This window comes from Novosphingobium capsulatum NBRC 12533, assembly GCF_001598375.1.
Taxonomy (GTDB): domain Bacteria; phylum Pseudomonadota; class Alphaproteobacteria; order Sphingomonadales; family Sphingomonadaceae; genus Novosphingobium; species Novosphingobium capsulatum.
Window position 1 is genome coordinate 38,430 of the sequence record NZ_BCYV01000011.1, and the last position, 26,440, is coordinate 64,869.

Sequence of the window (26,440 nt, forward strand, 5' to 3'; positions counted from 1 at the left end):
CCCATCGCCAAGGCGGCGATCGGCTGAATGCGCGACACCCGCCAGGTGCGTCATCCCGTCATGCGGGGATGTGACACCTGGTTCCACCGGATCTCGCTTGGTTTCAAATTACGCCGAAGCGGGCCGCGAGCGAATATGGCATACGTATACCATGCATTGTGTATGTCTTCGCGAATGCGGAAAAATCCATTGTATTACATATGTATAGGTCAATGCATCATGCATTTGGATAGGCATTTTATCCGGGATCGTTGCATAATTTTGTTCTTATGCATAAGAATGGTAGCGATAATGCAGTCGCGAATCTCGGCTGAAGGGGAGAGTCGGCCATGGGGCGCAAGCCATCCAACAAGCCCACCAGCTTTGAAATTGCCTATCTTGCCGGGGTGTCGCAGCCCACAGTCAGCCGTGCCCTGCGTGGCAGCAAGTCCGTCAGCAAGGCCACGCGCGAAAAGATCGAGGCGATCGCCCGGCAGTTGAACTACACGGTCGACAAGAACGCCTCTTCGCTGCGCACGCAGCGCTCCAACACGCTGGCGCTGCTGTTCTTCGAAGATCCGACGCCTGATGAATCCAACATCAACCCGTTCTTCCTGTCGATGCTGGGATCGATCACGCGGCATTGCGCAGCCAAGGGGCTGGATCTGCTGGTGTCGTTCCAGAAGCTGGAGGATGACTGGCACCGCCGCTATCAGGAAAGCCACAGGGCCGATGGGCTGATCCTGCTCGGCTATGGCGACTACACCCTGTATGAAAGCCGCCTGCGCCAGCTGGTCAAGGCGGGCACGCATTTCGTGCGCTGGGGATCGGTCGATCAAGGCACGATCGGTGCCACGGTGGGATCGGACAATTTCGGCGCCGGGCGCCTGGCGGGCGAGCATCTGATTGCGCGCGGCCGGCGGCGCATTGCCTTCCTGGGCCAGGCAGACAGCCATTATCCCGAATTCGAGCAGCGCCACGCCGGCCTGCTGCGTGCGCTGGCTGCTGCCGGGCTGTCGCAAGACCCGGAATTGGTGGTCGATGCCATCAGTTCCGAGGAATCCGGCCATGGCGCGGCACGCGTGCTGCTCTCGCGCGGGGTGCCGTTTGATGCGATCTTTGCCGCTAGCGACCTGATCGCGATCGGCGCGCAGCGCGTGCTGGCCGATGCCGGGCTGGCGGTGCCCGGCGACGTTGCGCTGGTCGGCTTTGACGACATTCCCGCCGCCGGCTTTGCCAATCCGCCGCTCACCACCGTGGTGCAGGATATCCGCCTGGCGGGCGAGGCGCTGGTGGAATCGGTGCTGGCCCAGATCGAAGAACGCATTCCGCCGCCTGCGATCCTGCCCACCCGTCTGGTGGTGCGGGCGAGCACGGGGGGATAGGGTTGGTCAAGGTCCGGCACCACCCCCCGACCCCCTCCTCTAAAGAGGATGGGTAGAACGCGTCGAAAAGCCCCATCCTCTTTAGAGGAGGGGGTTGGGGGTGGTGGAAGCCTTGAGCAAAGCCATCAACGCATAGCATTCGTATGCATCTCGCCCCGCCGCCAACTCTGGCGCATCGCGCCTGTCTAGAAAATAGAGAGAGGACGCCATGAACACGCCGCAAAAGCCCGCGCAGACGTTCTGGGGGCTGTGGAACACGAGCTTTGGCTTTTTCGGCATCCAGCTGGCCTTTGCGCTGCAGAATGCCAATGTCAGCCGCATTTTCCAGGCGCTGGGCAGCAAGGTGGACGACCTGGCGTTCCTGTGGATCGCCGGGCCGGTAACCGGCCTGGTGGTGCAGCCGCTGATCGGGCATTGGTCCGATCGCACCTGGGGCCGTTTTGGCCGGCGCCGGCCCTATTTCGTGGCCGGGGCGGTGCTGGCGGCGCTGGCGCTGCTGGGCCTGCCCAATACCCCGCTGCTGATCGCCGCGGCGCTGTTCCTCTGGCTGCTCGATGCCTCGCTCAACGTGGCGATGGAGCCATTCCGCGCCTTTGTGGGAGACATGACCCCGCCGAACCAGCGCGCGCAGGGGTTTGCCCTGCAAACCTGGTTCATCGGTGCAGGCGCGGTGCTGGGCAGCCTGGCCCCGGCGGCCTTCAACGCCCTGGGCATTGCCAATACCGCGCCCGAAGGCGTGATCCCGCCCTCGGTGCGCTACAGCTTTTACCTGGGCGCATTCGCGATGGTGGCGGCCGTGGCATGGACGGCATTGCGCGTGCGCGAATACAGCCCGGCGGAGATGGCCGCTTTTGCCGCCGAACCCGAAGCAGCCGCAGGCCACGAGCCGCTGGTCTATCCGGCGCGTGGGCCCTTGTGGATGCTGGGCGGCGCGGCGTTGCTTGGTGTGGTTCTGGCACTGGGGCTGGACAAGCAACTGCTGGTGCTGGGCGGCGGCCTGGTGGCGTTCGGGCTGTTGCAAGTGGTCGTGCGGGCGCGAGCCAGCACCGGCACGCTCGCCCAAGTGATCAGCGATTTGGCACAGATGCCGCGTGCCATGCGGCAACTGGCCCTGGCCCAGTTCTTTACCTGGGTGGCGCTATTCATCCTGTGGATCTACACCACGCCGGTCGTCACGCGCGAGGTGTTCCACGCCACCGATACCAGCGGCGCGGCCTATAATGCCGGGGCCGACTGGGTGGGCGTGATGTTTGCGTTCTACAACGGCGTGGCCGCGCTGGCGGCGTTTGCCTTGCCAGTATTGGCGCGGCGGATCGGCAACGTGCGCACGCATATGGTGGGCCTGGGCGCAGGCGCCGTGGCTTTCCTGTTGCTGCTGGTGATCCGCGATGCCCATCTGTTGCTGCTGCCGATGGCGCTGGTCGGCGTGGCCTGGGCCTCGATCCTGGGGATGCCTTACGTGATCCTCACGCGGGTTTTGCCGCCGCGCAAATTCGGCATCTACATCGGCCTGTTCAACCTGTTCATCGTGATCCCGCAACTGATCGTGGCCACAGCCATGGGCGGTGTGATGCGCAGCTTTTTCCCCGATCAGCCGAAGTGGACGATGCTGGTGGCGGCGGTCGTCATGGCTGGCGCGGTGATCGCCATGGCGCGTGTGGAAGAGCAGGACTGATCAGGCGCGCAGCGCGGTCTCGAGCGGGGCCGCCAGGCGCTGGTGATCGCCCCAGTTGGTCGCCAGCGCCCTGACGCCCTCGGGCTGCACCAGCACCTGGGCGGTCCACAGGTTGTTGCTGCCATCGTGCCACAGGCTGCCGTCTGCCCGCACGACCCAGCCCAGCGCATAGCTGCCACCGAACGGCGGGGTGTGCAGGCGCTGCCAGGTTTCACTGCGTAGCATGGCGGCGCGGGTGCGGTGCCCATCGAGAAACGCCAGCATGGCCGCCATCGGCGCATGCAGCCGTGCGGCGGGCCCGGCCACGGCGGGATTGTCCGTCGGTGGCACGCCTGGCGGATGGGGTACGCCGTGTTCTCCTGGCCACCACGCGTGGCCCACCGGCTGGTCGAGCAGCCCGGGCGTGCCGGGCGCGCCAAAGCCGGCGTCAGCCATGCCCAGCGGCCCGAGCAGGCGCTGCTGCAGCAGCACTTCCCACGGTGCGCCGCATGCCGCCTCCAGCATCGCGGCGGCGGCCACATAGTTGCGGTTGGAATAGATGAACCGGGCGCCGGGCGTTGCCTCTGGCGCGCGGGCCATGGTCATGCGCGTCAAGGCCAGGCGGCTGGCGCGCGGATCGGCTTCTTCGGCCGGAAAGGCGTCCATCGCGGTATCAACGTCAAGCCGGGCAAAGCCGCTGGTGTGCGACAGCAGGTGCAGCAGGGTGACCCCGCGCCACGGCGCTGCGCCGGCATCGGCCAGGCCCAGCCGCGCCACCAGCGGCTCGTCCCAGGCCAGTTCGCCCGCTTCGACGGCCAGCGCGATCAGCGTGGCAGTGACGGGCTTGGTGATCGAGCCCCAGTGCCAGCTGTCGCCTGGCGCCACCGGCACATCGCTGCCCAGCATGCGGCGCCCGGCGCAGGCCGCTCCACTGTCCGCCAGCGTTTCGCGCCAGCCCGCCGCCAGGGCCGGCACATCCAGCCGGCGGCGCAGGCGCGCGGCGGCATTCATGCTGCGTGGAAACGAAGGCGCGGCGGCCAGTGCGCGGCCAGACCAGGCCAGCCCGGCCAGGAGGCCGATCACCCCGCGCCGCGTCACGATCATTCCGCCGCCAAGGCCGGACCGAACCGCGCGCGGTTACCCCAGGGCATAGCCGTTCCACGCCTTGATCGGGCGGATCACAAAGCTGGTGTGCATCGTGCTGACGCCGGGCAGGCGTGCGAGGCAATCGCGGTGCAGCCGGTCATAATCGGCCATGTCATGCGCGGCGATGCGCAGGCGGTAATCCGCCACGCCCGAGATCAGATAGCATTCGAGGATTTCGGTGGAATCGAGCGTGGCCCGTTCGAACCGCTCCATCGCTTCGCGGCTCTGGCTTTCCAGCGTGATATCGATCAGGGCGTGCAGGTTGAGGCCGATCTTGCCGGCATCGACCCGCGCGCCATAGCCGGTGATCGCACCGCTCTCTTCCAGCGCGCGCATGCGGCGGTGGCAGGCAGAGCTGGAAAGCCCCACCCGATCGGCCAGTTGTGCCAGCGAACTTTGCGAATCTGCCTGCAACGCGGCCAGCAGCTTGCGATCTATGCGGTCCATCAACGCCGTCTAGCGCAAAATCTTCGCGGATAAAGTCAGATTCGCGGGAAGCCTTGGCTCGTTTCGGATCAACGCGAATAATCCGCTGGCGGCGCACCGTGCCGCTTGCTGCGCGATGCCATCAGGGTGATCGCCTGGTCGAGCGTTTCACCATCGATCGCGCCATCGACCATGATTGTCTCGCCCGTCAGGTTGTTGCGCACGGCCACGGCCGGCGTGCCCTGCACAGTGGCGCGTTCGGCCGCATCGCCTTCGGCGGCGACGCGGCCCAAGGTTTCATCGCTGCGCAGGCAGGCATCAAGTTTGGCGCCATCGGCCGCGCCATCCTGCTTGGCCAGGGCAACCACGGCCGGGCGCCCACCTTCCAGGCCGCGGCCATTGCCGCCGGTGCGGGCAAAGTAATCGTTGAGAAAGCGATAGAATGCGGCCGCGCCGCCCTGGTCGGCCACGCACAGCGCGGCCATGCTGCCCAGCACCGCCGGTGCGCCGTGGAAGGGCAGGGGCAGCATGCGGATCGCCAGGTTGGCCTTGCCCTTGGCGCGTTCGATCGCGGCATCGGGCACGCCGGCAAACTGCTTGCAATAGGGGCATTCCGGATCGGACCAGACCACCACGCTGATCGGCGCCTGCGCCGGCCCGACCAAGCGGTCCTGCGCCAGCAGCGCGCCCACATCGGGCACGGTGCGCCACGGCGCGGGGATGTCGGGCGTCTGCACGGCAGCCTGCGCCATGGCCGGCGCGGCCAGCAGGGGCGCCGAGGCCGTGATCGTTGCCGTCAGGGCGATCGCCCAGAACCGTGCGCGCATTGCTGTTCCTTGTCGTTTGCAAACCTTGGCGGTGCTGTTGCGCAATCCGGGGCAGGCGGCAAGCCTTGGCGTGCGAAGGTGCACGCTTTGCATTTCGCCGCGGCTGGCTGTAGGGCAGCTGAATATATCCCGCCAAATACAGCCTGCGGGCTGCGGAGTTGCCATGGGCCGCGTTGTGCTTCGTCTCCTTGCCCTGTGTTGCCTGGTTGCGGCCGCCCTCCTGCCGGCTACGGCGCCGGCCGCGGAAAATCCCGCCGGCCGGGGGCCGCTGGTGCTGGCAGCGGCCAGCCTGCAGGAATCGATGAATGCGGCGGCCGACCGCTGGGCAGCGCTGGGCCATCCGCGCCCGGTGCTGTCGTTCGCGGCCTCTTCGGCCCTGGCCCGCCAGATCGAGGCGCACGCCCCGGCAGACCTGTTCGTGTCGGCCGATGAAGACTGGATGGACGATGTGGCCCGTGCCGGCCTTGTCGCGCCGCGCACGCGCGCCCGGCTGGTGACCAATGCCTTGGTCATCGTAGCGCCGGCGGGCAGCACGCTGCGGCTTTATCCGGCGCCCGGCTTTGCGCTGATGCAGGCGCTGGCCGGTGGCAAACTGGCGATGGGCGATCCTGCTGCCGTGCCGGCTGGCCGCTATGGCAAGGCCGCGCTGGAGCGGTTGGGCGTGTGGAACCAGGTGCAGGGCCAGGTGGCGCGCGCGGAAAATGTGCGGGCGGCCCTGGCGCTGGTGGCCCACGGCGCCGCGCCGCTCGGCGTGGTCTATGCCACCGATGCTCGCGCCGAACCGGGGGTGAAAGTGGTCGGCGTGTTTCCCGCCGGCAGCCACGCGCCGATCACCTATCCGGTGGCGCGGCTGACAAGCTCCACCCATCCCGACGCCGAAAAGTTCCGCCGCTTCCTGCTCTCGGCCGAAGGCAAGGCGATCTTCCGCCGCTTCGGCTTTGTCGCGCACTGAGCCGCGCGTGCTGCTTTCGGCGCAGGAATGGGGTGTGGTTGCGCTTTCCGCCAAGGTGAGCGGGGTGGCCATCCTGGGTGTGCTGCCGCTGGCCTTTGCGCTGGCCTTTGCGCTGGCACGCGGGCGGTTTCGTGGGCGTGTGCTGCTTGATGCGCTGGTGCATCTGCCGCTGGTGCTGCCACCTGTCGTCATTGGCTGGATGCTGTTGGTGGCCTTTGCCCCGGCTGGCCCGATCGGGGCCTGGCTGTGGCGCCTGTTTGGCGTGACGCTGCTGTTTCGCTGGACCGGCGCGGCGCTGGCTGCCGCGATCATGGCGTTGCCGCTGATGGTGCGAGCAATCCGCCTGTCGCTTGAGGCAGTCGATCCCCGCCTGGAACAGGCCGCGCGCACGCTCGGCGCCGGGCCATGGGCCACGTTCTGGCGCGTGACGCTGCCGCTGTGCGCGCCGGGCATCGTGGCCGGCGCGGTGCTGGGCTTTGCCCGCTCGCTGGGCGAATTCGGCGCGACCATCACCTTTGTGTCCAACATCCCCGGCGAAACCCAGACGCTGCCGCTGGCCATCTATGCCGCCCTGCAGGTGCCCGGCAGCGACGCCACGGTCTTGCGCTTGGCCGGGGTGGCGGTGCTGCTGTCGGTGCTGGCACTGGTTGCGTCGGAACTGCTGGCACGTCGGCAGGGTGGAAAGGGCGCGCATGTCCTTTGACCCGGCCCCATCCTTTGACATCGATGTGGTGCTGGCGCGGGGGCAGCTCGAATTTCCCGTGCGGGTGGCAGGTGGCGGCGGCATCACCGCGCTGGTCGGGCCATCGGGGCAGGGCAAGACCAGCACGCTCGATGCCGTGGCGGGCCTGCTGCGCCCGCTTTCGGGCCATATCGCGGTGGGCGGCACAGTGCTGTTCGACGCGGCGCGGGGGATAGACCTGCCGCCCGAACGGCGCGCGGCCGGCTATGTGTTTCAGGACCTGCGCCTGTTTCCGCACTTGAGCGTGGCGGACAACCTGCTGTTCGGCTGGCGCCAGGCCGCGCCCGAACGACGCACCCTGGCGCTGGACGAAGTGGCCGGTTTTCTCGACATCGCGCCTTTGCTCGCGCGCCGGCCGCACACGCTGTCGGGCGGCGAGGCGCAGCGCGTGGCGATCGGCCGTGCGCTGCTGTCGGGCCCGCGCTTTCTGTTGATGGACGAGCCGCTGACCGCGCTCGATCCGGCGCGGCGCGAGGGCGTGATAGCGCTGATCGCCCGCATCCGCGATGCCTTTGCCCTGCCGGTCCTGCTGGTGTCGCACCAGCAGGACGAGGTGGCCCGGCTCGCCGATGCGGTGGTGGAAATCTAGAGCATTTTCAAGGCAGGTGGAATCACCTGCTGACTCGGAAAATGCGGCAAATCAAAAGGCTAGATTTCCAGCTGGCTACCCAGTTCGATCACGCGGTTGGTGGGCAGGCGGAAGAACTGCATCGGGCTTTCCGAATTGCGCACCATCCAGGCAAACAGCTTTTCCCGCCAGATCGCCATGCCCGGCCGCTTGGACGCGATCAGCGTCTGCCGCGCCAGGAAATAGCTGGTTTCCATCGGCTTGAATGGACCGGCCGCGCGCGTTTCGGCGGCGAGTTCGGCGGGAATGTCGGCCTCGTCCATAAAGCCGGTGCGGATGATCATGCGGTAGAAGCCATGGCCCATGTCTTCCACCTCGCGCCGCTTGTGATCGGGCACGTGTGGCACCCCGGCGGTCATCACGGTCAGAACCACGACGCGTTCGTGCAGGATGTGGTTGTGCTTGAGATTGTGCAGCAGCGCCGGCGGAATCCCTTCAACGGTAGAGGCCATGAACACCGCCGTGCCCTTGACCCGGCGCACGCGTTCGCACACCGAACCCAGGAACAGTTCGAACGGCATGGCATCTTCGGCGAGGCGTTCGCGCACGATGCGCCGGCCGGTGGCCCAGGTGGTGAGCGCGGTGAACGTGATTGCCGCGACCATCAGCGGGAACCAGCCACCATCGGGGATCTTGGTGGCGTTCGATGCGAAATAGGCGCCATCGATCACCAGGAACGTGCCGGTAACGATGCCGGCCACCAGCGGATGCCATTTCCACACGGCAAAGGTCAGCACGCCCAGCATGCAGGCGGTAATGAACATCGTCCCGGTCACCGCGATGCCATAGGCCGAAGCCAGGTTGCTCGACGTGCGGAACGCCAGCACCAGCAGGATGACCATGACCAGCAAGACCCAGTTGACGAACGGCACATAGACCTGGCCGGCCGCGCTGGCGCTCGTATGCAGAATGCGGATGCGCGGCAGGAAGCCCAGTTGCACCGCCTGCTGCGAGACCGAAAACGCGCCCGAGATCACCGCCTGGCTGGCGATCACCGTGGCCAGCGTCGCCAGGATGACCAGCGGCAGGCGCGCCCAATCCGGCGCCATCAGGAAGAACGGATTTTCCACCAGGGCCGGGTTGCGCAGCAACAGCGCCGATTGCCCGGCATAGTTGATGAGAAGGCACGGAAACGCCACCCACAGCCACGCCACCATGATCGCGCGGCGGCCGAAATGGCCCATATCGGCATAGAGCGCCTCTGCCCCGGTCACAGCCAGCACGACAGAACCCAGCGCCAGGAAAGCCAGCAGCGGATCGAGCGTGAAGAACTTGACGGCGTACCAGGGATTGGCTGCCAGCAGGATTTCCGGCGCGCGGGCAATGCCGTTCAGGCCGAGCAGCGCGATGACCAGGAAATAGACCAGCATCACCGGGCCAAACAGCTTGCCCACCGCCGCCGTCCCGCGCGACTGGATGGCAAACAGGCCGATGAGGATCGCAATCGAGATCGGCAGCACCACCTCGGCAAAGGCCGGGTGCACCACGGTCAGCCCTTCGACTGCCGACAGCACCGACACCGCCGGCGTGATGATCGCGTCGCCATAGAACAGCGCCGTCGCCACGATGCCCAGCACCACGGTGAAGGCGGTCCATCGCCCCGGCTTGAGCTGGCGCCCGATCAGCGCGAGCAGCGCCAGGCTGCCGCCTTCGCCCTTGTTGTCGGCGCGCAGGATCACGAAGACGTACTTGACCGTGACGATCAGCGTCATCGTCCAGAACATCAGCGAGAGCACGCCGAAGATATGATCGGCATCCACCGCCAAACGGTGGTGGCCGATGAAGCTTTCCTTCAGCGAATAGAGCGGCGAGGTGCCGATATCGCCAAACACCACGCCGATCGCGCCCACGGCGAGTGGCACAAGGCCCTGCGCCTCGTGGCCCTCATGATGATCGACTCCGGCGGTGTCAGGGGCGGGGGAAGCGTCAGCAGCGGCAGCGGCAGGCGTGGATTCGGGCGCGCCCGGATAGGACATGGCGGTCATGCCGGCGCCGCTACGCCCGGCAATATCCCGATGCGACGAAATTTATGCATTCTTTACGCGACCGCCCGCCCATCTCGTCGCGCCGGCATGACACGGTGCGACAGCCTTGGCTCTCGACAGAGGGGGCCCTGCTGCGGCATCCCGGTGGCATGACACTGGCCCTTGCCCATCGTATCGCACCTGCGCCCGGCGCTGAGGGGGATGGTGGGCTGGTTGCCGGCCTGCTGGCTACCGCGGCGCTGATCGGGCTGGCCAGCCTGGTTGGCATGACGCTGCTGGCGCGGGGGGATGTGGCTGATATCGGCCTGCTCTATCTGGTGCCGGTCATGTTTGCCGCGATCCGCCTCGGTCTGCGGCCGGGGCTCGCGGCGGGGCTGCTTTCGTCGCTGTGTTATAACTATTTCTTTATTCCGCCGCGTTTCACGCTGGCGGTGGCCGATCCCTCGCACCTCATCACGCTGGTCATCCTGCTGGGTGTAGCGTTGGTGGGCAGCCACATGGCCGCGCGCCTGCGCCACCAAGCCTCGCTAGCGCAGGCGCAGGCCGGGCGCGACGCGTTGCTGGCCGGGTTTGCCGGGCGCTTGATGGGGGTGACGCGGCGCGATGCGCTATGGGCCTTGCTGGCCGAGGAAGTGGCCCGCCAGTTTGGCCTGCGCGTGCTGGTGGCGGCAGCCGATACCCAGGGCATCGCCACGCTGGTGGCGGCGCACCCCGCGCACGATCGCCTCGACCTGCTGGAGGCGGCCGCCGCGCAATGGTGCCTTGATAGCGGGCGCTCGGCCGGGCCGGGCGGACAAGTGCCCACCGCGTCGGAGTGGTTGTTCCTGCCGGTGCCGGGCGGCCAGGGCCCGCTGGCCGTCGTCGGGGTGGGCAATCCCGATGGCGAGTTGCCGCTGCACGGCGGGCAGACTCCGCTGCTGGAAAGCCTCTTGGCCCAGGCCGGCCTCGCCCTGGCGCGCATTGCCCTGGAAGAGGAAAAGCTGGCGCTGGGCCGGGTGCAAGAGCGCGAGCGGCTGCGCAGTGCCCTGCTGTCGTCGATCGGCCACGATCTGCGCACCCCGCTCACCACCGTGCTGGGCACGCTGCGCGCGCTGCGTCCGCTGACCCCAGAGCAGGCGGCCGCCTTGGCCAGCGCGCGCGGCGAGGCAGAGCGGCTCGACCGGTTCGTCGCCAACCTGATCGAGATGGTGCGCCTGGAAATCGGCGCCTTGCAGCGCGATCCTGAACCGGTTGACCTGGCCGAGGCGTGTGACGCGGCACTCGATCATCTCGCGCCAGGCGGCCTGGTCGGCCCGCTGGAACTGGTCGTGCCCGAAGACCTGCCGCTGGTCTTGGCCGATCCACGCCTGCTGCACCATTGCCTGATCAATCTGATCGACAATGCCGTGCGCCATGGCGGCAAGGGCGGCATTCGGATAGAGGCGCTGGCCGATCCGCAGGGCGGGGTGGAACTGGCGGTCTGCGATCGTGGGCCTGGCCTGCCGCCGGGCGAAGAGGAGCGCATTTTCGGCATGTTCACGCGGCTTGAAGGATCAGACCGGCAAGGCGGCACGGGGCTGGGCCTTGCCATCGTCAAGGGCTTTGCCGAGGCGATGGGCCTTGCCGTGACGGCCGCCAATCGCCCGGGCGGCGGTGCGCGCTTCGCCCTGCATGTGCCGCCCGCGCTGGTGCGGCCTGTGGCGGTTCCGGCGTGAGCGGCACGACAGAACCGGCTGGCCCCGGCGTGCTCATCGTCGATGATGATCCGGCGATCCGCGCGCTGTTGCGCCAGACGCTGGCCCAAGCCGGTTATGGCGTAAGCGAGGCCGCCACGGCGACCCAGGCCCTGGCCCAGCGCGCCGCGAAGGCGCCCGATCTGGCGCTGCTCGATCTCGGGCTGCCCGATCGCGATGGCCTGGAAATCCTGCCGCAACTGGTGGCGGCGGGCCTTGCCGTGGTGGTGCTGTCCGCGCGCGATGCCACCGCGGAAAAGGTTGCCGCGCTCGATCTGGGCGCCAGCGATTATGTGACCAAGCCATTCGATCCCGAAGAAATCCTGGCGCGCGTGCGCACCGCGCTGCGCCATCGCGCGCGGCTGGCTGGCGTACCGGGCGGGCAGGCGGTCTTGCGCTTTGCCGATGTGGAGATCGACCTCGCCGCGCGGCAGGTGCGCAAGGCCGGGGCAGAGGTGCACCTTGCCCCCAAGGAATATGCGTTCCTGGCCGAACTGGCGGGCAATGCCGGCCGCGTGGTGACCCATGCGCAATTGCTGCGCACGATCTGGGGGCCGGGGCACGAGACTGACGTGGAATATCTGCGCGTGGCGGCGCGCGGCATCCGGCGCAAATTGGAAAGCGATCGCCCGCCCGGCCACTCGGCGCTGCGCAACGAACCAGGCATCGGATATCGCCTCGATCTGGCGCGCGGCTAACCCGAACCTGCGCCACCCCCACGCAGGTTTACGTGGCCCCGGCTTAAACGCCATTTGAGCACGCCGATGATAGCGCCTGTCCCGGTCAATTCCGCCACCAGGACCGGGGAAAGATTGCATGTTCAAAAGGCGCGTTGTCGTTCCACTCGAAACCCGTTTCGCGCAGGCGGTGTTCGAGCAGGCGGCCGATGGCTTCCTGCTGATGCAGAATGGCCGGTTTACCCTGTGCAACGCTGCGGCGGAGCGCGTCTATCAGCGCCCCCGGCATGACATCATCGGCGCCTCGCCCGACATGCTGGCCGCGCCCTGCCAGATGGATGGCCGCCCCACGGGCGAGCACGTGGTGGAACGGATTGCCGAGGCGCAGCGCAACGGCTTTGCCCGCTTCGAATGGCTCAACCTCGACGGCAAGGGCCTGCCGTTGCGCATGCTGGTGACATTGACGCCCATGGTGATCGACGGGGGCGATGCCCTGATGATCCAGGTGCAAAGCCAGGCCGAAACTTCTGCCGTGGTCGATGCCCTGCGTGAGGGGCTGGAGCGGCTGGCCGGTGGCGATCTCGATTGCCGGCTGACTCGCGCGTTCCGCCACGATTACGAATGCCTGCGAACCGCGTTCAATTCGGCGGTCGATGCCATGGCCGGGGCCATGCGCTCGGTCGGCGGGATTGCCGAACAGGTGGCCAATGGCTCGGCCGAAATCCTCGCCGGGTCCGAAGATCTTTCCACCCGTACCGAACAGCAGGCCGCCGCCGTGGAAGAGGCCGCCGCCGCGCTGCGCCAGATCAACGAAAGCGTGCAGAAATCGGTGCACGAGGCGGGCAACGCCAGCACCATGGTGCAAACGACGCTGGATGAGGCCCGCCAATCGGGCGACGTGGTAGGCCGCGCGATCGAGGCGATGGCGACGATCGAGAAATCGTCCCAGGAAATTGCCGAGATCGTGGGCGTGATCGACGCGATTGCGTTTCAGACCAACCTGCTGGCGCTCAACGCCGGGGTCGAGGCGGCGCGCGCTGGCGACGCGGGCAAGGGCTTTGCCGTGGTGGCGAGCGAGGTGCGCGCCCTGGCGCAGCGGGCGGGCGATGCCGCGCGCGATATCCGCGCCCGCATCGGCAGCTCCACCGAACAGGTTTCCAATGGCGTCGCGCTCGTCACCGCCACGGGTGACGCGCTGGAGCGGATTGCGGCCAGCGTCGGCGAAATCAACGATGTGATGCAGCGGATCAACGGCACGTCGAGCAACCAGGCGACAACCCTGGGTCAGATCAATGCCACCGTGCGCGATGTCGATTCGATCACCCAGCAGAACGCCGCCATGGCCGAGGAGGCCACGGCCACGGCCCGCAATCTCGCCGACCAGGCCAACGTGATGGCACGCGAACTGGCCAAGTTCCGCTTTGCCGGCAACCAGGCCACGGCCCGCGCCACGACCGCGCCGCGTCCGATCGCTCCATTGCGACCGGCGTCGGTGCAATCGGCGGCAGCGGAAGCAAAACCCCGGCTGGCGCCGGCTGTGGCGGCCGTTGCATCAGTGCCGCCTGCGCCAGTCCCCGCGCCCGCGCCCCGGCCGCGGCCATCGGCTGCTCCGCGCAGTTCCGGCAATGCGGCTGTGGCCGAGGATGACTGGTCCGAATTTTGAGCCTGCCGCGTGGCGGATCGGTTCGGATGACCGCCCTAAAGCCAGCGGCATCCGTTAGTTTTCGCCACGTGACAGCTCTGCCGCGGGGATAAGCGTGCGCGCCGCCGGATCGCGCGCAGAGCGGGGAGGCGCGCTGCCTTCCACCAGGCCATCAAGCGCGCGCACGGCGTCGGTCACGAGCGGCACATCGGCCTTGCCGGCCACGCGCCAGGCATCGCCCTGCGCATCGCGACGCGGGCCATCGGGCAGGAGCCAGGCAGCATCGAGTGCGCCCAGCGCGGCCAGTACCTGCACCTTGGCAAGATAGGCGCCGGCCACCCCATCGTTGTAGGCGCTGCGCGCCTGGAGCAGTTCGCGCGCCAGTTGCAGCACGTCGAGCGTGGTGAACATGCCCGCCCGCTCTTGCAGCACGGCGCCATCATAGGCGTTTTGCGCAGAGGCCACCGCCTTGGCGAGGGTGTCGATCGCGGCGGTCTGGGCCTGCCAATCGTTCCATGCGCCGGCAAGGGCCGCACGATTTTCGCGCAAGGTGGCGTCCATCAGGCGCCAATCGGCATCATTGGCCGCTTGCGCGGCGTGTACGCGCGCGGCGCGCTCGCCACTGTCAAACAGGGGACCAGACAGCGTGACCACGCCCTTGATCTCGGTCTGGCGCAAGGTATCGGAATAGTTGGAAAAGCCGGCCGAGTAGGGCAGCAGGGCTGCCGTCCCCTGGAAATCGACGCGCGGGCGGCGCTCCGCTCTGGCTGCTTCCACGCTGGCGCGCGAGGCGCGCTCGCGCTCCTGCGCGGCATGGATCAGCGGATTGTGCCCCTCAGCATAGGCATAGGCTTCTTCCAGATCGGCCACCGGCAATTGCAGCGGGGGTGGCGGCGCAAGATCGCCCGGCCGCGTGCCGACCATGCGCAGGAATGCAGCCTCGGCCGTGCCGGCGTCGCGCTGCGCGGCAAGCAATTGCACGCGGCCCAGTTCTACCCTGGTTTCCACCTGCTGGATATCGGTGGCGGTCACCTCGTGCGCGGCCAGGCGCGCGCGATTGTCGGTCAATTCGCGGGTCAGCGCAGCCAGGTTGTCTGCGGCGATGGCCACGGCCGTGCGGGTGCGGCGCAGGCCGACAAAGGCATCGGCCGCATCGAGCAGGGCTTGCTGTTCGGCCGATTGCAGCACGGCCTGCTGATAGGCGGCCTGGGCGCGTGCGCCGCGTTCGTTGGCAAACGACCGGCCAAAGCTGAACAAGGGTTGGGTCAACACGGCCGTGGCGGTAGATGTCCAACCGCTGCGGCCCAGAAACACGCCCTTGGCAATTTCGAACCGGTCGCGCGTCCAGCCATAGGTCAGGGCATAGTCCAGCTTGGGGCCATAGCCGGCGCGTGCCTGTGCCACGCCCCAGGCGCTGCTCTGCGTGCTGCTGCGCTGGGCCAGCAGGGCCGGCGATGTCCAATAGGCATAGCGCAGGGCATCGGTCAGCGTGGAAACCGGCCGGCCTGACAGCGCGCCTTCGGCGATGTCTGCCGGGGTTTCGGGCGGCAGGCCGGCGCTGCGATCGATATCGACCGCCTCCTGCGCCCGAGCGGTGGGCATAAGCAGGGCCAGTGCGGCCGTGGCGCAGGCCCAATGCAGGTTTAGGCGCAGGTTTAGGTGCAGGCGTGACCGGCGCACGCAGACGGGGCGCAGATGGCGCAGGGCAGGGCGCATGGCGGAAATCCCCCTCAATTGTCGCGGAAAGCGCGCATGAACTGGTCACGCAGTGGCTTGGTGACATAGGACAGCAGCGACCGGTTGCCGGTCTCGATATAGGTTTCGGCGGGCATCCCGCTGCGCAGCGCCAGCCCCTCACGCTCCACGGCCGCCTGGTCGACCGCAATGCGCACGGTGTAATAGGCCTGGCGCGTTTCCTGGTTGTCTGTCCGATCGGTGGCGACATAGATCACCCGGCCGGGAATTTCCGGGGTCGCGGCGCGGTTGAACGCGGAAAACCGCACCCGCGCCGCCTGGCCCACGCGCACCTGGTCGATGTCGGCGGGGCTGACCGAGGCTTCGACGACCATGACATCGTGATCGGGTACGATTTCCATGATCGGCTCGGCTGGCCGTACGACATCGCCGATCGCGGCAAAGGCAATCTTTTCGATCGTGCCGGAATAGGGCGCGCGGATTTCGCTGCGGTCCTTCTGGTCCGATGCGCTGACCTTGCGCAGCTGCTGCTGGTTGAGCGCGGTATTGACCTGGGCCAGATCGGTGCCGGCCTGGACGCGGCGGGTCTGCACCGTCTGGATCGACTGCTCCTGCGCTTCGGTAATGCGGGCGCGGGTCTGGGCGATCTGCGCCTGCAACTGCGCCACTTGCCCGTCGATATCCACGGCTGTGCGTTCCAGCTGGTTCAGGCGGTTGATCGTGACCAACTGCTTGTCCCACAGGTCGCGCACACCCTGGCGTTCCGGCTCGATCAGGTGGCGTTGCTGGCGCAGGGCATCGATCTGGGCCTGAAGCCCGGTGATCTGCTGGTTGTATTGCGCCACGCGCGCGGCGAGCTGGGCGCGCAACTGACCTTCTTCGGTCTGGCGCATGGCGAACAGGTGCTGTTCGTCGGCCATGGCCTTGGCCGCACTGGGGTTGCCCGCTCGCAACAGGTCGGCCGGAAAGACCACCTGGCCCAGGCCCAGCCGCTCTGCTTCCAGCCTGGCTTTCTGCGCCAGCAGCTGTTCCACGGTGAGGTTGGAATAGGTGGCATCAGCGCCGGTCACCCGGTCATCCAGCCTCATCAGCAGCTCACCCTGGCGCACATGTTGGCCATTGATCACCGCGATCGTGGTGATGACGCCGCCTGTGGGATGGGCAATGCGCTTGACCCTGCTTTCCACGCCCACCTGGCCACCGCCGATCACCGCGCCACCGATAGGCACGATCGCAGCCAGGGCGAACAGCAGGGCCATCAGCCCGGCGAGGGCAAACACCAGCCGCACCAGCAGGCGTGGGGCAAGGGGGCGCGGCGCGCTGGGCTGGTCGATCCACAGTGCCGGCAGCAATTGCCGCATGGCCTCGGGAGAGAGCGGGGCGTTCATCGTGCGGCCTCCTGCGCCAGTCGGCCCGGCGCCGGGGCACTGGCCGTGGCGGTGCTGTCGTTTGCCTGCAGAGTGCGCTGCATCACGGCGTCGCGTTCGCCGAAATCGACAAGGCGGCCATTCTGCATCACCGCGACATGGCTGATCGGGCCGAGCGTGGCCGGGCGATGGGTGATCATGATCACGATGCCACCCCGCTGGCGCATGTCCATCACGGCGCGGTTGAGCGCGGCATCACCCACGGCATCAAGGTTGGAATTCGCCTCGTCCAGGATCAGCAGATGCGGGTTGCCATAAAGCGCGCGGGCCAGGCCCACCCGCTGGCGCTGCCCGGCGGAAAGCTCGCTGCCCCCGGCGGACACCGGCGTGTCATAGCCATCGGGCAGGGCCAGGATCGCCTCGTGCAGGCTGGCGGCGCGCGCCGCGGCCATCACCCCGTCGGACGTTGCGGCCGGATCGAACCGGGCGATGTTCTGGCCCACCGTGCCATCGATCAGATCGACCGTTTGCGGCACATAGCCAAAGGCACTGCCCAGCGCTTCGGCATCCCACTGGTCTGGCGTGGCGCCATCCAGCCGCACCTCACCACGCTGCGGTTTCCAGATGCCCAGGATGCCACGCACCAGTGTCGTCTTGCCCGCGGCACTCGGGCCGATCACGGCCAGGGCCTGACCAGGTTGCAGCGACAGCGACACGCCCTGGACGGTGAAGCGCTGCGTGCCCGGTGGCGCCACCCACAGATCGCGCAGGGCAAGTTCTCCGCGCGGGCGATCGAGTGTTACCTGGCGTTCGGGCGGGCGGCGGAACGTGGTGATCGCCTGGACGATCCGGCTCCAACCGCTGCGTGCGGCCACCAGCCCTTTCCAGTTGGCAATCGCGGAATCGACCGGCGCCAGGGCGCGGCCCGAGAGCACCGAGGATGCCAGGATCACGCCGCCGCTGGCCTTGTCATCGATCACCAGCAGCGCGCCCACGGTCAGGATGATCGATTGCAGCAGCATGCGGAACGTGCGGCTGGCCCCCCCCAGGCGCGAGACGGTGCGCGCCAGTGCCGATTGCGCGGCAATGAACTGGCTTTCCCAACCAGAGGTGCGCGACACGAGGCGATCCTGCATGCCCATGGCAAAGGCGGATTCGGCAAACCGGATTTCGGAAAGCGTGGCGGCGCTGCGCTGCCCGGTGATCATCGCCAACTCGCGCGAGGCGGTTTGCGTGCGACGGTTGGACAGTAGCGCCAACACTGCCATCACCATGACCCCGGCCAGCGCGGTCAGCCCCAGCCACCAGTGCAGTGCGGCCAGCACCACCAGGAACATCACCACCCAGGGCAGGTCGATCAGCGCAACCGGGCCGGCGCCAGCCAGAAACGTGTGCACCGCGTCCAGGTCGCGGGCAAACTGCAGCCCATCGCCCTTGTCCGGCCCCGCGCGCAGCGGGCGGGCGACCGTGGCATAGTGGACAGCACCGAACAGATCATCGTGCACGCCATTGGCAACGCCCAGCAGCGCCTCTGCCCGAATTGCCTCGAAAACCGCTTGAAATACGTAGATCAGCACCAGCATGACAAACAGCCCCACCAAGGTGGGAATGCTTCGGCTGGGCAGAACCGAATCGTAAACCAGCATCATGTAGCCCGACCCGGCAAAGACCAGGACGTTCAACAGCAGGCTGGCCACGGCGACCAATCCAAGATTTCCGCGATATCTGCGCAGGAACAGGCGCAGCATTTGCCGATCCACGTTGTAACACCCCCACAAGGCCCTTGTTGCCTTGCGGGTATAGCAGTGTGGCATCAGGCCATTCCGGCAGATGCTTCCGGCTCGGAACTATAACGCTGTGATCAGGCCCGTTACGTGGCGTTTCAGGCGGCTTCTGCCGCCGTGCAGGCGCGGGCGCCAACGATCAGCATCTCACACCAGACCCCGCGCGGATCGAACATGAGATCGACTGCTTCGAGCCCCGGCTGCGCGCGCAGCAGGTGCGATCCCGTGCCCTGGTGGGCGGGTGGGCTGACCAGCGGCCCACCCGATTCCTTCCACAGCAGGTAGAGCCGGTCACCATCGGGTGCCAGAAACCAGCGCAGATCGACCCAGCCGGCGGGATCGGACAGCGCGCCGTGCTTGATCGCATTGGTGCACAGCTCGTGCACCGCCATGATCAGCGGAATGCAGCTTGGCTCGGGCACTGTGCAGGGAGTGCCGCTCAGGCGGATGCGTGATCCCTGGCCGAAGGGGCCGATAGTGCGCTCGATCAGTTCGGGAAGATGCCCTTCGGCTTCGGTGCCGATGCGCAGCAGGTCGCTGGCTTTGGCCAGGCTGTCCAGGCGGTGGGAAAACTCGCGGAAGAAATCGAGCGGGTTTTCGGCACGTGGCCCACGCGCCGACAGGGCCTGGATTATCGACAGCAGGTTGCGGCAACGGTGGCGCAATTCGCGGTTGAAGGTGTCCTGCTGGCGGTTGACGGCGTCAAGTTCGCGCACCGTGGTGCGCGCCACTATCGCCATGCCCATGACCAGGACCACGCAGGCGGCGCCCACCAGCAGCGACACGAGCGGCCGACCGTGCCAGGCGATGCCCATGATCGATCCGGCAAACAGCCACTGCGCCACGGCAAACGAGGCGAACACGGCCAGCATGGCAAAACCCTGTTCCAGCAGCAGCGCGGCGATCAGCACCGTGGGCCAGAACGCGAGGAACGGCATCACCGCAGGTTGCGGCTCTATCACCAGGCGCAGGAGCGACGGCACGAACACCAGAAGGGCGCACAGGATCGCCTGTTGCAGTGCGCTGCGCTGCCGGATCAGCGCGGCGCGCATCATGCCGGAAACCCCGGTCAGAACTTTCATCTGCGCCCCTTTGACCCTGGCCGCGCCGGGCGAATCCCTGCGGCGGATCTTTGTAAAACAGTGTTAACGCCATTGCCGGCGAACCGCAGCCCTTTTTCCGTTTGCGCCGGGCCAATTGGCCCAAATAACTAGGGCTGGCGGGGGCGGGACAGCCTTAATGCGGCCTCGATCTCCAGCAGGCTGCAGAGCAAGGCGCGCTCTTCCAGGCCAAGCGCCTGGCTGCGTTGCAGCGTGGTGCGGCACAGTGCGAGCAGGCTGGCGGGATGCCGCGCTAGCGTGGCGCGGAATGCGTCCAGCGAGGGCGGGGTGGTGGGCAGATCTGCTGGCGACCCCGCCGGAACGATCAAGGCGTCTTCGGTGGCGGCGGCGGCGCGCACGCGCCACAGGACGGCAACCGCGCGGTCCACCATCGCGCGCACCAGATCGCCTGCCGCCTCTCCCGATGCGCGGGCTTTGAGTTTCTGGCGATAGCGGCGTTGCCGTTCGGCATTGGTCAGGGCCATGACCCTGCCTAGACGGGGTTTGGCAAGGCTTGAAAAGCCCGGTCAGCCCCTTGCGTAACCATCCCTATCGATGGCTCCTGCACCACTTATCCCTCGCTTTTGCCGCTTTTGACATGCGTCAAGGAGGCGGCGCGCGGCTGGGCTATCTTGCACAGGTGGCCCGATCCGTCACCGGACCAGGGCGGATGGGCATGGAGGATGCAGCGATGACCAATCCTGAAAGTATGGCACTGCGGCGCGGGATCGCCGGCACGCTGCTGTTCGATGGTGAACTCGCCAGCCGCGGTTTCGAACTCAATGCCATGTGCTTTTCATTCAACGACACGGCCAATCGCGCCGCATTCCTGGCCGACGAAGACGCCTACTGCCGGCGCTATAACCTTACGCCCGAACAGCGCGATGCGGTGGCGCGGCGCGATGTGCTGGCGATGATCGAGGCAGGTGGCAATGTCTATTACCTGGCCAAGCTGGCGGGTATCTTCGGCCTCAACGTGCAAGATCTCGGTGCCTTGCAAACCGGCATGAGCGTGGCCGAATTCAAGCAATACCTGCTCGACCAGGGCGAGGCCGCGGGCTGCGCCCCGGCCAGCAACGACGTGGGAGTGGCGGCATGAGCGCGCAGATCATCGGTGGCTATTTCAGCAGCCACGTTCCCGGCATCGGCGGCGCGATTGCGCGCGGCGCCCAGGCAGAGCCCTATTGGAAGCCGTTCTTCGATGGCTATCCACCGGTGCGCACGTGGCTGGCGCAGGCGCGCCCGGACGTGGCCATTGTGTTCTACAACGATCATGGGCTCAACTTCTTCCTCGATGCCATGCCCACGTTCGCGGTGGGCGCAGCGGCGGCCTATCCCAACGAGGATGAAGGCTGGGGCCTGCCGGTTTACAAGACTTTCCAAGGCGATCCCGGGCTTTCCTGGCACATTATCGAGGAACTGGTCGGCAGCGGGTTCGACATCACGATGTGCCAGAAGATGAAGGTCGACCACGCCCTGTCGATCCCGTTCGAGCTCGCCTATCCCGACGTGGCGGCCTGGCCGGTGAAGATCGTGCCGATTGCGATCAACACCGTGCAATACCCGCTACCTTCGCCGCAGCGCTGCTATGATCTGGGCCGTGCCGTGCACCGCGCGTTCCAATCCTGGCAGGATGACACACGCGTGGTGGTGATCGGATCGGGCGGCTTGTCGCATCAGCTGGATGGCGCGCGCGCCGGGTTCATCAATGCCGACTATGACCGCTTCTGCCTCGATCACCTGGCCAACGATCCCGAGGCGCTGTTGCGCCATTCGACGGAAGAGGTTGCCGCGATCGCCGGCACGCAAGGGGTGGAGATCGTCAACTGGATCGCCGCGCGTGGCGCGCTGGGCCAGGGGCCGCATGCCGAAGTGACGCGGAATTATCACATCCCGATCAGCAATACGGCCGCAGCAACGCTGGTGTTGACCCCGACCTGACAGCTTGGCAGGTTTGGCCCGTGCCCGTGGCATACGGGCCGATAGGCCGGCGCGTCTTCCTGGGGGGGAGGGCGCGCCGGTTCTCTTTGGCAGCCCTCGCGGTGGTCTACGGTCTTAGTCTGCCATGTCGTTGACGGCCATCAGGGCCAGCTCGGTGCGGTTGTCGATGCCCAGCTTCTGGTACATGGCGTGAAGGTAAACCTTCACGGTGCCTTCGCCGATATTCAGTTCCGCGCCGATATCGCGATTGCGCATGCCGCGCGCCACCAGGCGGGCGATGCGCCGCTCGCGTGGGTTCAGGCGATCGAGCGGCCCGGTGCCCTCGGGATGAAGCGACAGGTCAAGCGCGCGCTGCAGAAGGTCTGCCGAAATGGCCCGTTCGCCTTCCTCCACCTTGGCCAGCACATCGATCAGTTCATCGCCGGCGCCATCCTTGGAGACGATGCCCTCGACGCCCGCGCGCATCACCGCCAGCAGATTGCGATCGGTCAGCTCGGCAGTCAGCAGCACGACCCGCCGCCGATCGCCCCGGGCCCGCAGCGTTTCGAGCACCTGGACCCCGTTCATGCCGGGCATGTTGATATCCAGCACGACGATTTCGGGATCGTGGGTGGCGATCGCGTCCAGCGTTTCCTCGCCGCTGGCCGTGGCGGCGACCACTTTGAAGCGGCTATCGCGCAGCACGGCGGCAACGCCAGCGCGGATAAAGCCGTGGTCGTCAGCAACAAGGATCGTGGTCATGCCTTCAGGCCTGTCATGCATTGATGCGGGTGGGCACTTCGATATCGAGGCGGGCGCCCGGGCGCAGATGGTTGTTGGAATGTTCGGCGATGCGCACACGGCCACCCAGTGCCGCCACGCGCTCGGTGATCGAGCGCGGCTGGCACAACTGGCCCGCCCCTGGAAAGCCAACCCCGTCGTCTGCAATCGTAACGGTCAGGGTGGACCCGTCGTGGTGGAGCGAAATCATCACTTCGCTGCACTGGCCATGTCGGGCGGCATTGGCAACAGCCTCGCGCACCATTTGTCGCAATTCATAGGCAAGATGGATCGGCACCGGCAGCGGGCCGGTCTGTCCGTCAAAGCGGATATGGACGCGCCAGTGGGCCGACATTTCCTCGACCAGGCTGCGCAATTCCTCGGTCACGTCGGCAGCGCGATCACCGTCCTCGCCGCGGCGCAGCCGGTCGATCATTACGCGCAACTGCGCCTGCTCGCGGCGCAGCGCTTCCTTCATCGCCACGATTTCGTCCTCAGGGTCCTTGCCGTCGCGCAGGCGGCGACGCAGCGCCTCGAGCCGGAACATCGTGCCGGCCAGGAACTGTACGACGCTGTCGTGAAGGTCGCGCGCCAGGGCATTGCGCACTTCGGCCACGGCCGAGCTCTTGGCCAGGGTGGCCATTTCCTCGCGGTCGAGCGCCAGGCCGATCTCGCGAACCAGGGCGCTCATCCACGGCAGGTCGTCCACCGCCATGGCGGGAATGCCCCAGACCAGCAGTTGCCCCTGGCTGGAAACAGAACTGAACGTGGCAAGAATGCCTTCGTTGACGCCGCAGATCTCGGCCAGCGGAATGGCGGCAGTGCTGCGCTCGATCACCAACTGGTGCTCCGCCGGCAGGCCGATGCGGCGCGCGCGCTGGCGATCGAACAGGGTGGGCGGGGCAGGCATGGCCAGGGCCGTGGACAGGGCGCTCGGGCCCTGGCGCTCGCTCGTGACGCGGCCATCGTCTTCGATCAGCAGATCGATCCAGGGCTCGTCACCCCAGGCCACCGCAAGAGCCGCGCCGCGTGCCCCCATGGTGAGGCAGGCCTGGCGCAAGGCGCTGGCCAACACGCGGTTGCGGCGCGCGCCGGGCGGGCCGGCTGGTTCGGGCAGAGTCACCACGCGCCGCCCGCGCTGGCGGCTGGCCAGCCACAGCATCAGCATCGACACCACGACCATGCAGATCAGCCCACGCACGAAGCGCAGCGGATCGGGGGCGGCCCCGCCAAGCGTCAGCATCCCGGCCGGCACGATCGCGGCAAAGAACAGGCCCATGCCGGTCGTCGCCACGCCGATCGTGCCCCAGCGCACGAGGGCAACCAGCAGCAGAAACGTGCCGAACACCAGAAACGGCCCGGTCAGCACGCCTTGCGGGCGCTCGGTAAAATAGATCGCGCCGGCAAATGCCACGAAATCGATCACCTGCGCGGCCGGGGCCAGGCGGCAATCATACCACCAATCCGTCCAGGCCGCGCAGGCGAGGACGATGACCCAGAAGACATAGCCACCAGCCAGTATCCGGGTGATGCCGGGATTGCGCAGCGCCACATCGGGAGAGAACACGATACCCGCCATGAACATCGCGGCCATCGTCAGCCGGCACAACGCCAATACCTTGCCGCTGCGCCGCGCATACATGTGACGGATCTCCAAGCCTGCGGCCTCCCTATGGGAAAAGATATGTGGCGCCCTGTGCGGATATGCAATCGGATTGCGCTCCCGGCGGGTGGGCTTTTACGTTAACCATTGTTACAGGGGGCTATGCCATCGACCATGCTTGCCGGTTCATGAATACCGATACGGGGCACCGACCTGACGCGGCGCTGATTCGCATCCTGTGGGATGCGGGCTGGCATGCACTTGGCGCTGCGGATAGGATGGGAGGCAAGTCATGACCGGATCGCCTTCCTCTTCCTCGCCGCTTGATGCGTTGACGGCCAAGCAGCGTGAGGTGCTGAACCTTCTGATCCAGCACAAGACCTCGAAGGAGATATCCCGGATACTGGGTATCTCGCCCTATACGGTCGATCAGCGCATTCTGCTGGCACGGGGCAAGCTGGGCGTCACCTCGCGTAGCGAAGTGGCTCAGGCATATAGGCTTTTGCTGGAAGAAACCGGGTCTGCCAGGGTATCCGTAAAACCCGTATATGGTTCGCAGGATGTCGCCAAGGTCATCATTCCGACGCACAAGGACAGCGAAGGACAAGACGAGCCCGAAGCCCCGGTAGACGAAGGTGGCGATGATGGGGATCATCCCACCACGCAAGCGTCCGCCACCATGGACCAAGGGTATCATCGTGTCCTTCCGGAGATGTTCGACGGACCTTACGGGACGCTGATGCGACTGGGGGCAATGGCCCTTATCGCGATGGTCCTGATCCTCACCGTCCTGGGTGGGCTGACGATGTTCTCGCAGTTGTCCAGGATCGTGGATCGTTAACCTGTCGGATCTCCTCCGCATCAACATGGGGACGGCACCGGTGGTGTCGTGTGGAGGCAGATGACGATGACCAATACCAAGCACAACAATACGGTTCGGGCCGCAGTGGCTGGCGCGATGACGCCGGCGGTGGCGCAACTGCGCGTAACCCGCGATCTGCACGAGGCGGAAGCGGCGCTGGACGAGGCGTTGATCCGCCAGGCCAACCTGCTTTCTTCGATGGTGTCTGCGCGGCGTGAGGCGGGGCTGCCGCCGTTCCTCGGGCAGGATGCGCTGATGCGCCTGCTCAAGAGCCAGCAGGCGATGGTCGATGCGGGTGGCGAATTGGCGCGCGTGCACGGCCGGCTCAGTGCCATTGCGGCCGAAACCATGGGCGGCAATGACGAATGCCCCAAGACCGCGACGCTGGTCGATCCGGCCGATGCGTCCGGTGGGGTGATGGCGCCCCTGGCGCACGCAGCCTGACCTTGTCTCCGGCATGGGTATGGAGGATGTGACGGCCGATGCTCTCGCTCTGGCTACCTCGCATTCTCCTGGCCTGCGCCGTTCTGTTCGCCGCCCGCAAGGGCGGCGAACCTGAACAGTCGGTGGCGGCGATCCTGCTCGCGACATTCGCGCTCGACGTTGCCAACCACGCAATCTTCGGAGATCCCGCATGGTTTGCGGTCAATCCCGGTCACCTGGTGATCGATCTTTGGGCGTTCATCGTCCTGCTGTGGGTGGCCTTGCGCGCCAACCGCGCCTGGCCATTGGCCGTCAGCGCGGCGCAGGCGCTGGTCGTGCTCGGCCACGCCGCCAAGTTGTGGGAACTGGCCATGGTGCGCAAGGCGTACTGGGTGATGACGCAGGTTCCCTTCTCGTTGCAACTGCTGTTGCTGATCTTTGGCACGGCCGCGCACATGCACCGCGCGCGCCGGCTGGGCGACTATCATGGCTGGCGGCTGACCTGATCGCTGCAGCCATGCTGACTCCAGCGGGGAGGGCGGCATGACGGTGCGATCGATGCGAGCCGCCGCGCGCCGAAGTGATGGAGTGCAGGGCATGACCTTTCGAAACGAGCAGATCATGGCAGCAGCACCCACTGCCGGTGTGCCGCGCCCGGCCATCCCGGTGCCAGCGCTGGCGATGGCTCGCGAAGTCTATGCCGCGCGGCGGCGGCGCGAACGGTTCCTGGCGGCAGACCTGTTTGGCGAGCCAACCTGGGATATCCTGCTCGACCTGTTCATCGCCGCGGCAGAGGCGCGCCGCGTGCCCACGACTAGCGCCTGTATCGGCGCCAACGTTCCGCCCACCACGGCGCTGCGCTGGCTGCGCATCCTGGAAGCGCGCGGCCTGGTGGAGCGCGAGGACGATGGTCGCGATGGCCGGCGCACGTTCGTGTGCCTGACCGCGCGCGGCCTGGCGGCGATGACCGATCTCATGCTCAACTGGCAGGCAGCGATGGGTGCAGTCGCGCAGTCCACGCTCGCAACTGAACAGCCACGCCCGGCGCCGGCCTTTTCCTTTGAAATGACTGCTGACTGAAGGCCAGGCTGATGTCTGGCAGGCGTGTAGCAAAGCCCGGCTGCTTGCAGCCGGGCTTTGCTGCCTAAGGG

25 protein-coding genes are annotated in these 26,440 nt (G+C 66.9%); 14 read left to right on the forward strand and 11 right to left on the reverse strand.

The window, feature by feature from the left end; all coding sequences use genetic code 11:
- Nucleotides 1–329 precede the first annotated feature (329 nt).
- Both SCA01S_RS10355 and SCA01S_RS10360 read left to right on the forward strand, forming a co-directional pair.
- Nucleotides 330–1,364 carry a LacI family DNA-binding transcriptional regulator gene (locus tag SCA01S_RS10355; protein ID WP_022678614.1) on the forward strand — a complete coding sequence of 345 codons (1,035 nt, stop codon included), beginning with the start codon at nucleotides 330–332 and terminating at the stop codon, nucleotides 1,362–1,364.
- A 208-nt stretch (nucleotides 1,365–1,572) separates the two neighbouring features.
- A complete protein-coding gene (locus tag SCA01S_RS10360; protein ID WP_062785350.1) occupies nucleotides 1,573–3,039 on the forward strand; it encodes an MFS transporter in 1,467 nt (488 codons plus the stop codon).
- Here the strand turns inward: SCA01S_RS10360 and SCA01S_RS10365 are convergent, their stop codons facing one another.
- The 3 genes from SCA01S_RS10365 to SCA01S_RS10375 all read right to left on the reverse strand — a co-directional run bounded on the left by SCA01S_RS10365 (nucleotide 3,040) and on the right by SCA01S_RS10375 (nucleotide 5,417).
- A complete protein-coding gene (locus tag SCA01S_RS10365) occupies nucleotides 3,040–4,122 on the reverse strand; it encodes a serine hydrolase domain-containing protein (protein WP_062785352.1) in 1,083 nt (360 codons plus the stop codon).
- Nucleotides 4,123–4,155: 33 nt separating this feature from the next.
- Nucleotides 4,156–4,611 carry an Lrp/AsnC family transcriptional regulator gene (locus SCA01S_RS10370; protein ID WP_022678610.1) on the reverse strand — a complete coding sequence of 152 codons (456 nt, stop codon included), beginning with the start codon at nucleotides 4,609–4,611 and terminating at the stop codon, nucleotides 4,156–4,158.
- A gap of 68 nt (nucleotides 4,612–4,679) precedes the next feature.
- On the reverse strand, nucleotides 4,680–5,417 hold the full coding sequence (locus tag SCA01S_RS10375; RefSeq protein WP_062785354.1) for a DsbA family protein: 738 nt from the start codon (nucleotides 5,415–5,417) through the stop codon (nucleotides 4,680–4,682).
- 163 nt (nucleotides 5,418–5,580) lie between these two features.
- Between SCA01S_RS10375 and modA the strand changes: the two genes are divergently transcribed.
- The 3 genes from modA to SCA01S_RS10390 are packed head-to-tail and all read left to right on the forward strand — an operon-like array spanning nucleotide 5,581 to nucleotide 7,700.
- Nucleotides 5,581–6,369, forward strand: coding sequence for a molybdate ABC transporter substrate-binding protein (modA, locus tag SCA01S_RS10380; RefSeq protein ID WP_062785356.1), 789 nt, complete (start codon nucleotides 5,581–5,583; stop codon nucleotides 6,367–6,369).
- 10 nt (nucleotides 6,370–6,379) lie between these two features.
- Nucleotides 6,380–7,072: a molybdate ABC transporter permease subunit gene (gene modB, locus SCA01S_RS10385; RefSeq protein WP_062785630.1), complete on the forward strand. Its 693-nt coding sequence runs from the start codon at nucleotides 6,380–6,382 to the stop codon at nucleotides 7,070–7,072.
- Nucleotides 7,062–7,700 carry an ATP-binding cassette domain-containing protein gene (locus SCA01S_RS10390; protein ID WP_062785358.1) on the forward strand — a complete coding sequence of 213 codons (639 nt, stop codon included), beginning with the start codon at nucleotides 7,062–7,064 and terminating at the stop codon, nucleotides 7,698–7,700. The genes modB and SCA01S_RS10390 overlap by 11 nt, the downstream gene beginning before the upstream one ends.
- Nucleotides 7,701–7,759: 59 nt before the next feature.
- Here SCA01S_RS10390 and SCA01S_RS10395 read toward each other — a convergent pair whose 3' ends face one another.
- Nucleotides 7,760–9,724: a potassium transporter Kup gene (locus SCA01S_RS10395; RefSeq protein WP_022678605.1), complete on the reverse strand. Its 1,965-nt coding sequence runs from the start codon at nucleotides 9,722–9,724 to the stop codon at nucleotides 7,760–7,762.
- A 149-nt stretch (nucleotides 9,725–9,873) separates the two neighbouring features.
- On the opposite strand from SCA01S_RS10395, the gene SCA01S_RS10400 reads away from it, so the two are divergent.
- The 3 genes from SCA01S_RS10400 (at nucleotide 9,874) to SCA01S_RS10410 (ending at nucleotide 13,776) form a co-directional block, all read left to right on the forward strand.
- Nucleotides 9,874–11,418, forward strand: a complete 1,545-nt coding sequence (locus SCA01S_RS10400; protein WP_084390928.1) for a DUF4118 domain-containing protein — start codon at nucleotides 9,874–9,876, stop codon at nucleotides 11,416–11,418.
- A complete protein-coding gene (locus SCA01S_RS10405) occupies nucleotides 11,415–12,134 on the forward strand; it encodes a response regulator (protein WP_169049934.1) in 720 nt (239 codons plus the stop codon). Before SCA01S_RS10400 ends, SCA01S_RS10405 begins: the two co-directional genes overlap by 4 nt.
- A 118-nt stretch (nucleotides 12,135–12,252) precedes the next feature.
- The gene (locus tag SCA01S_RS10410; protein WP_062785360.1) at nucleotides 12,253–13,776 is read left to right on the forward strand and encodes a methyl-accepting chemotaxis protein; all 1,524 of its coding nucleotides are present in this window, start codon (nucleotides 12,253–12,255) and stop codon (nucleotides 13,774–13,776) included.
- A 54-nt stretch (nucleotides 13,777–13,830) separates the two neighbouring features.
- Here SCA01S_RS10410 and SCA01S_RS10415 read toward each other — a convergent pair whose 3' ends face one another.
- The 5 genes from SCA01S_RS10415 to SCA01S_RS10435 all read right to left on the reverse strand — a co-directional run bounded on the left by SCA01S_RS10415 (nucleotide 13,831) and on the right by SCA01S_RS10435 (nucleotide 20,186).
- Complete coding sequence (locus SCA01S_RS10415; protein WP_062785362.1) at nucleotides 13,831–15,471, reverse strand: TolC family protein; 1,641 nt, start codon at nucleotides 15,469–15,471, stop codon at nucleotides 13,831–13,833.
- 14 nt (nucleotides 15,472–15,485) lie between these two features.
- A complete protein-coding gene (locus SCA01S_RS10420) occupies nucleotides 15,486–16,838 on the reverse strand; it encodes an HlyD family type I secretion periplasmic adaptor subunit (protein WP_062785364.1) in 1,353 nt (450 codons plus the stop codon).
- The gene (locus SCA01S_RS10425) at nucleotides 16,835–18,631 is read right to left on the reverse strand and encodes a type I secretion system permease/ATPase (RefSeq protein WP_216656117.1); all 1,797 of its coding nucleotides are present in this window, start codon (nucleotides 18,629–18,631) and stop codon (nucleotides 16,835–16,837) included. The genes SCA01S_RS10420 and SCA01S_RS10425 overlap by 4 nt, the downstream gene beginning before the upstream one ends.
- Before the next feature lie 68 nt (nucleotides 18,632–18,699).
- Nucleotides 18,700–19,683 carry a sensor histidine kinase gene (locus SCA01S_RS10430; RefSeq protein WP_084390929.1) on the reverse strand — a complete coding sequence of 328 codons (984 nt, stop codon included), beginning with the start codon at nucleotides 19,681–19,683 and terminating at the stop codon, nucleotides 18,700–18,702.
- Nucleotides 19,684–19,811: 128 nt separating this feature from the next.
- A complete protein-coding gene (locus SCA01S_RS10435) occupies nucleotides 19,812–20,186 on the reverse strand; it encodes a hypothetical protein (RefSeq protein WP_062785370.1) in 375 nt (124 codons plus the stop codon).
- Between the two features lie 113 nt (nucleotides 20,187–20,299).
- Here SCA01S_RS10435 and SCA01S_RS10440 point away from each other — a divergent pair, with 113 nt between their 5' ends.
- Both SCA01S_RS10440 and SCA01S_RS10445 read left to right on the forward strand, forming a co-directional pair.
- Nucleotides 20,300–20,800, forward strand: coding sequence for a protocatechuate 4,5-dioxygenase subunit alpha (locus tag SCA01S_RS10440; protein ID WP_231627513.1), 501 nt, complete (start codon nucleotides 20,300–20,302; stop codon nucleotides 20,798–20,800).
- Nucleotides 20,797–21,642 carry a class III extradiol dioxygenase family protein gene (locus SCA01S_RS10445; RefSeq protein ID WP_062785372.1) on the forward strand — a complete coding sequence of 282 codons (846 nt, stop codon included), beginning with the start codon at nucleotides 20,797–20,799 and terminating at the stop codon, nucleotides 21,640–21,642. Before SCA01S_RS10440 ends, SCA01S_RS10445 begins: the two co-directional genes overlap by 4 nt.
- Before the next feature lie 114 nt (nucleotides 21,643–21,756).
- Here the strand turns inward: SCA01S_RS10445 and SCA01S_RS10450 are convergent, their stop codons facing one another.
- Both SCA01S_RS10450 and SCA01S_RS10455 read right to left on the reverse strand, forming a co-directional pair.
- Nucleotides 21,757–22,383 carry a response regulator gene (locus SCA01S_RS10450; RefSeq protein ID WP_022674799.1) on the reverse strand — a complete coding sequence of 209 codons (627 nt, stop codon included), beginning with the start codon at nucleotides 22,381–22,383 and terminating at the stop codon, nucleotides 21,757–21,759.
- 13 nt (nucleotides 22,384–22,396) lie between these two features.
- Nucleotides 22,397–24,058, reverse strand: coding sequence for a sensor histidine kinase (locus tag SCA01S_RS10455; protein WP_157088939.1), 1,662 nt, complete (start codon nucleotides 24,056–24,058; stop codon nucleotides 22,397–22,399).
- A 238-nt stretch (nucleotides 24,059–24,296) separates the two neighbouring features.
- Between SCA01S_RS10455 and SCA01S_RS22950 the strand changes: the two genes are divergently transcribed.
- From SCA01S_RS22950 to SCA01S_RS21770, 4 genes are all read left to right on the forward strand, one after another.
- Entirely contained in the window at nucleotides 24,297–24,845 is a 549-nt protein-coding gene (locus tag SCA01S_RS22950) for a helix-turn-helix transcriptional regulator (protein WP_022675072.1), read from the forward strand.
- A gap of 66 nt (nucleotides 24,846–24,911) precedes the next feature.
- Nucleotides 24,912–25,310 carry a hypothetical protein gene (locus tag SCA01S_RS10465; protein WP_231627512.1) on the forward strand — a complete coding sequence of 133 codons (399 nt, stop codon included), beginning with the start codon at nucleotides 24,912–24,914 and terminating at the stop codon, nucleotides 25,308–25,310.
- A gap of 38 nt (nucleotides 25,311–25,348) precedes the next feature.
- Nucleotides 25,349–25,795 carry a hypothetical protein gene (locus tag SCA01S_RS10470; RefSeq protein ID WP_022675070.1) on the forward strand — a complete coding sequence of 149 codons (447 nt, stop codon included), beginning with the start codon at nucleotides 25,349–25,351 and terminating at the stop codon, nucleotides 25,793–25,795.
- A 91-nt stretch (nucleotides 25,796–25,886) separates the two neighbouring features.
- Nucleotides 25,887–26,369, forward strand: coding sequence for a MarR family winged helix-turn-helix transcriptional regulator (locus SCA01S_RS21770; protein WP_245652515.1), 483 nt, complete (start codon nucleotides 25,887–25,889; stop codon nucleotides 26,367–26,369).
- The last annotated feature ends 71 nt before the right edge of the window (nucleotides 26,370–26,440 follow it).

What these genes read in the sequence shown, in the direction of transcription:
- SCA01S_RS10355 (WP_022678614.1), top strand. Translation starts at nt 330, where the DNA reads ATGGGGCGCAAGCCATCCAACAAGCCCACCAGCTTTGAAATTGCCTAT.
- SCA01S_RS10360 (WP_062785350.1), top strand. Translation starts at nt 1,573, where the DNA reads ATGAACACGCCGCAAAAGCCCGCGCAGACGTTCTGGGGGCTGTGGAAC.
- SCA01S_RS10365 (WP_062785352.1), bottom strand. Translation starts at nt 4,122, where the DNA reads ATGATCGTGACGCGGCGCGGGGTGATCGGCCTCCTGGCCGGGCTGGCC.
- SCA01S_RS10370 (WP_022678610.1), bottom strand. Translation starts at nt 4,611, where the DNA reads ATGGACCGCATAGATCGCAAGCTGCTGGCCGCGTTGCAGGCAGATTCG.
- SCA01S_RS10375 (WP_062785354.1), bottom strand. Translation starts at nt 5,417, where the DNA reads ATGCGCGCACGGTTCTGGGCGATCGCCCTGACGGCAACGATCACGGCC.
- modA (WP_062785356.1), top strand. Translation starts at nt 5,581, where the DNA reads ATGGGCCGCGTTGTGCTTCGTCTCCTTGCCCTGTGTTGCCTGGTTGCG.
- SCA01S_RS10390 (WP_062785358.1), top strand. Translation starts at nt 7,062, where the DNA reads ATGTCCTTTGACCCGGCCCCATCCTTTGACATCGATGTGGTGCTGGCG.
- SCA01S_RS10395 (WP_022678605.1), bottom strand. Translation starts at nt 9,724, where the DNA reads ATGACCGCCATGTCCTATCCGGGCGCGCCCGAATCCACGCCTGCCGCT.
- SCA01S_RS10400 (WP_084390928.1), top strand. Translation starts at nt 9,874, where the DNA reads ATGACACTGGCCCTTGCCCATCGTATCGCACCTGCGCCCGGCGCTGAG.
- SCA01S_RS10410 (WP_062785360.1), top strand. Translation starts at nt 12,253, where the DNA reads ATGTTCAAAAGGCGCGTTGTCGTTCCACTCGAAACCCGTTTCGCGCAG.
- SCA01S_RS10415 (WP_062785362.1), bottom strand. Translation starts at nt 15,471, where the DNA reads ATGCGCCCTGCCCTGCGCCATCTGCGCCCCGTCTGCGTGCGCCGGTCA.
- SCA01S_RS10420 (WP_062785364.1), bottom strand. Translation starts at nt 16,838, where the DNA reads ATGAACGCCCCGCTCTCTCCCGAGGCCATGCGGCAATTGCTGCCGGCA.
- SCA01S_RS10425 (WP_216656117.1), bottom strand. Translation starts at nt 18,631, where the DNA reads ATGCCACACTGCTATACCCGCAAGGCAACAAGGGCCTTGTGGGGGTGT.
- SCA01S_RS10430 (WP_084390929.1), bottom strand. Translation starts at nt 19,683, where the DNA reads ATGAAAGTTCTGACCGGGGTTTCCGGCATGATGCGCGCCGCGCTGATC.
- SCA01S_RS10435 (WP_062785370.1), bottom strand. Translation starts at nt 20,186, where the DNA reads ATGGCCCTGACCAATGCCGAACGGCAACGCCGCTATCGCCAGAAACTC.
- SCA01S_RS10440 (WP_231627513.1), top strand. Translation starts at nt 20,300, where the DNA reads ATGCGTCAAGGAGGCGGCGCGCGGCTGGGCTATCTTGCACAGGTGGCC.
- SCA01S_RS10445 (WP_062785372.1), top strand. Translation starts at nt 20,797, where the DNA reads ATGAGCGCGCAGATCATCGGTGGCTATTTCAGCAGCCACGTTCCCGGC.
- SCA01S_RS10450 (WP_022674799.1), bottom strand. Translation starts at nt 22,383, where the DNA reads ATGACCACGATCCTTGTTGCTGACGACCACGGCTTTATCCGCGCTGGC.
- SCA01S_RS22950 (WP_022675072.1), top strand. Translation starts at nt 24,297, where the DNA reads ATGACCGGATCGCCTTCCTCTTCCTCGCCGCTTGATGCGTTGACGGCC.
- SCA01S_RS10465 (WP_231627512.1), top strand. Translation starts at nt 24,912, where the DNA reads ATGACCAATACCAAGCACAACAATACGGTTCGGGCCGCAGTGGCTGGC.
- SCA01S_RS10470 (WP_022675070.1), top strand. Translation starts at nt 25,349, where the DNA reads ATGCTCTCGCTCTGGCTACCTCGCATTCTCCTGGCCTGCGCCGTTCTG.
- SCA01S_RS21770 (WP_245652515.1), top strand. Translation starts at nt 25,887, where the DNA reads ATGACCTTTCGAAACGAGCAGATCATGGCAGCAGCACCCACTGCCGGT.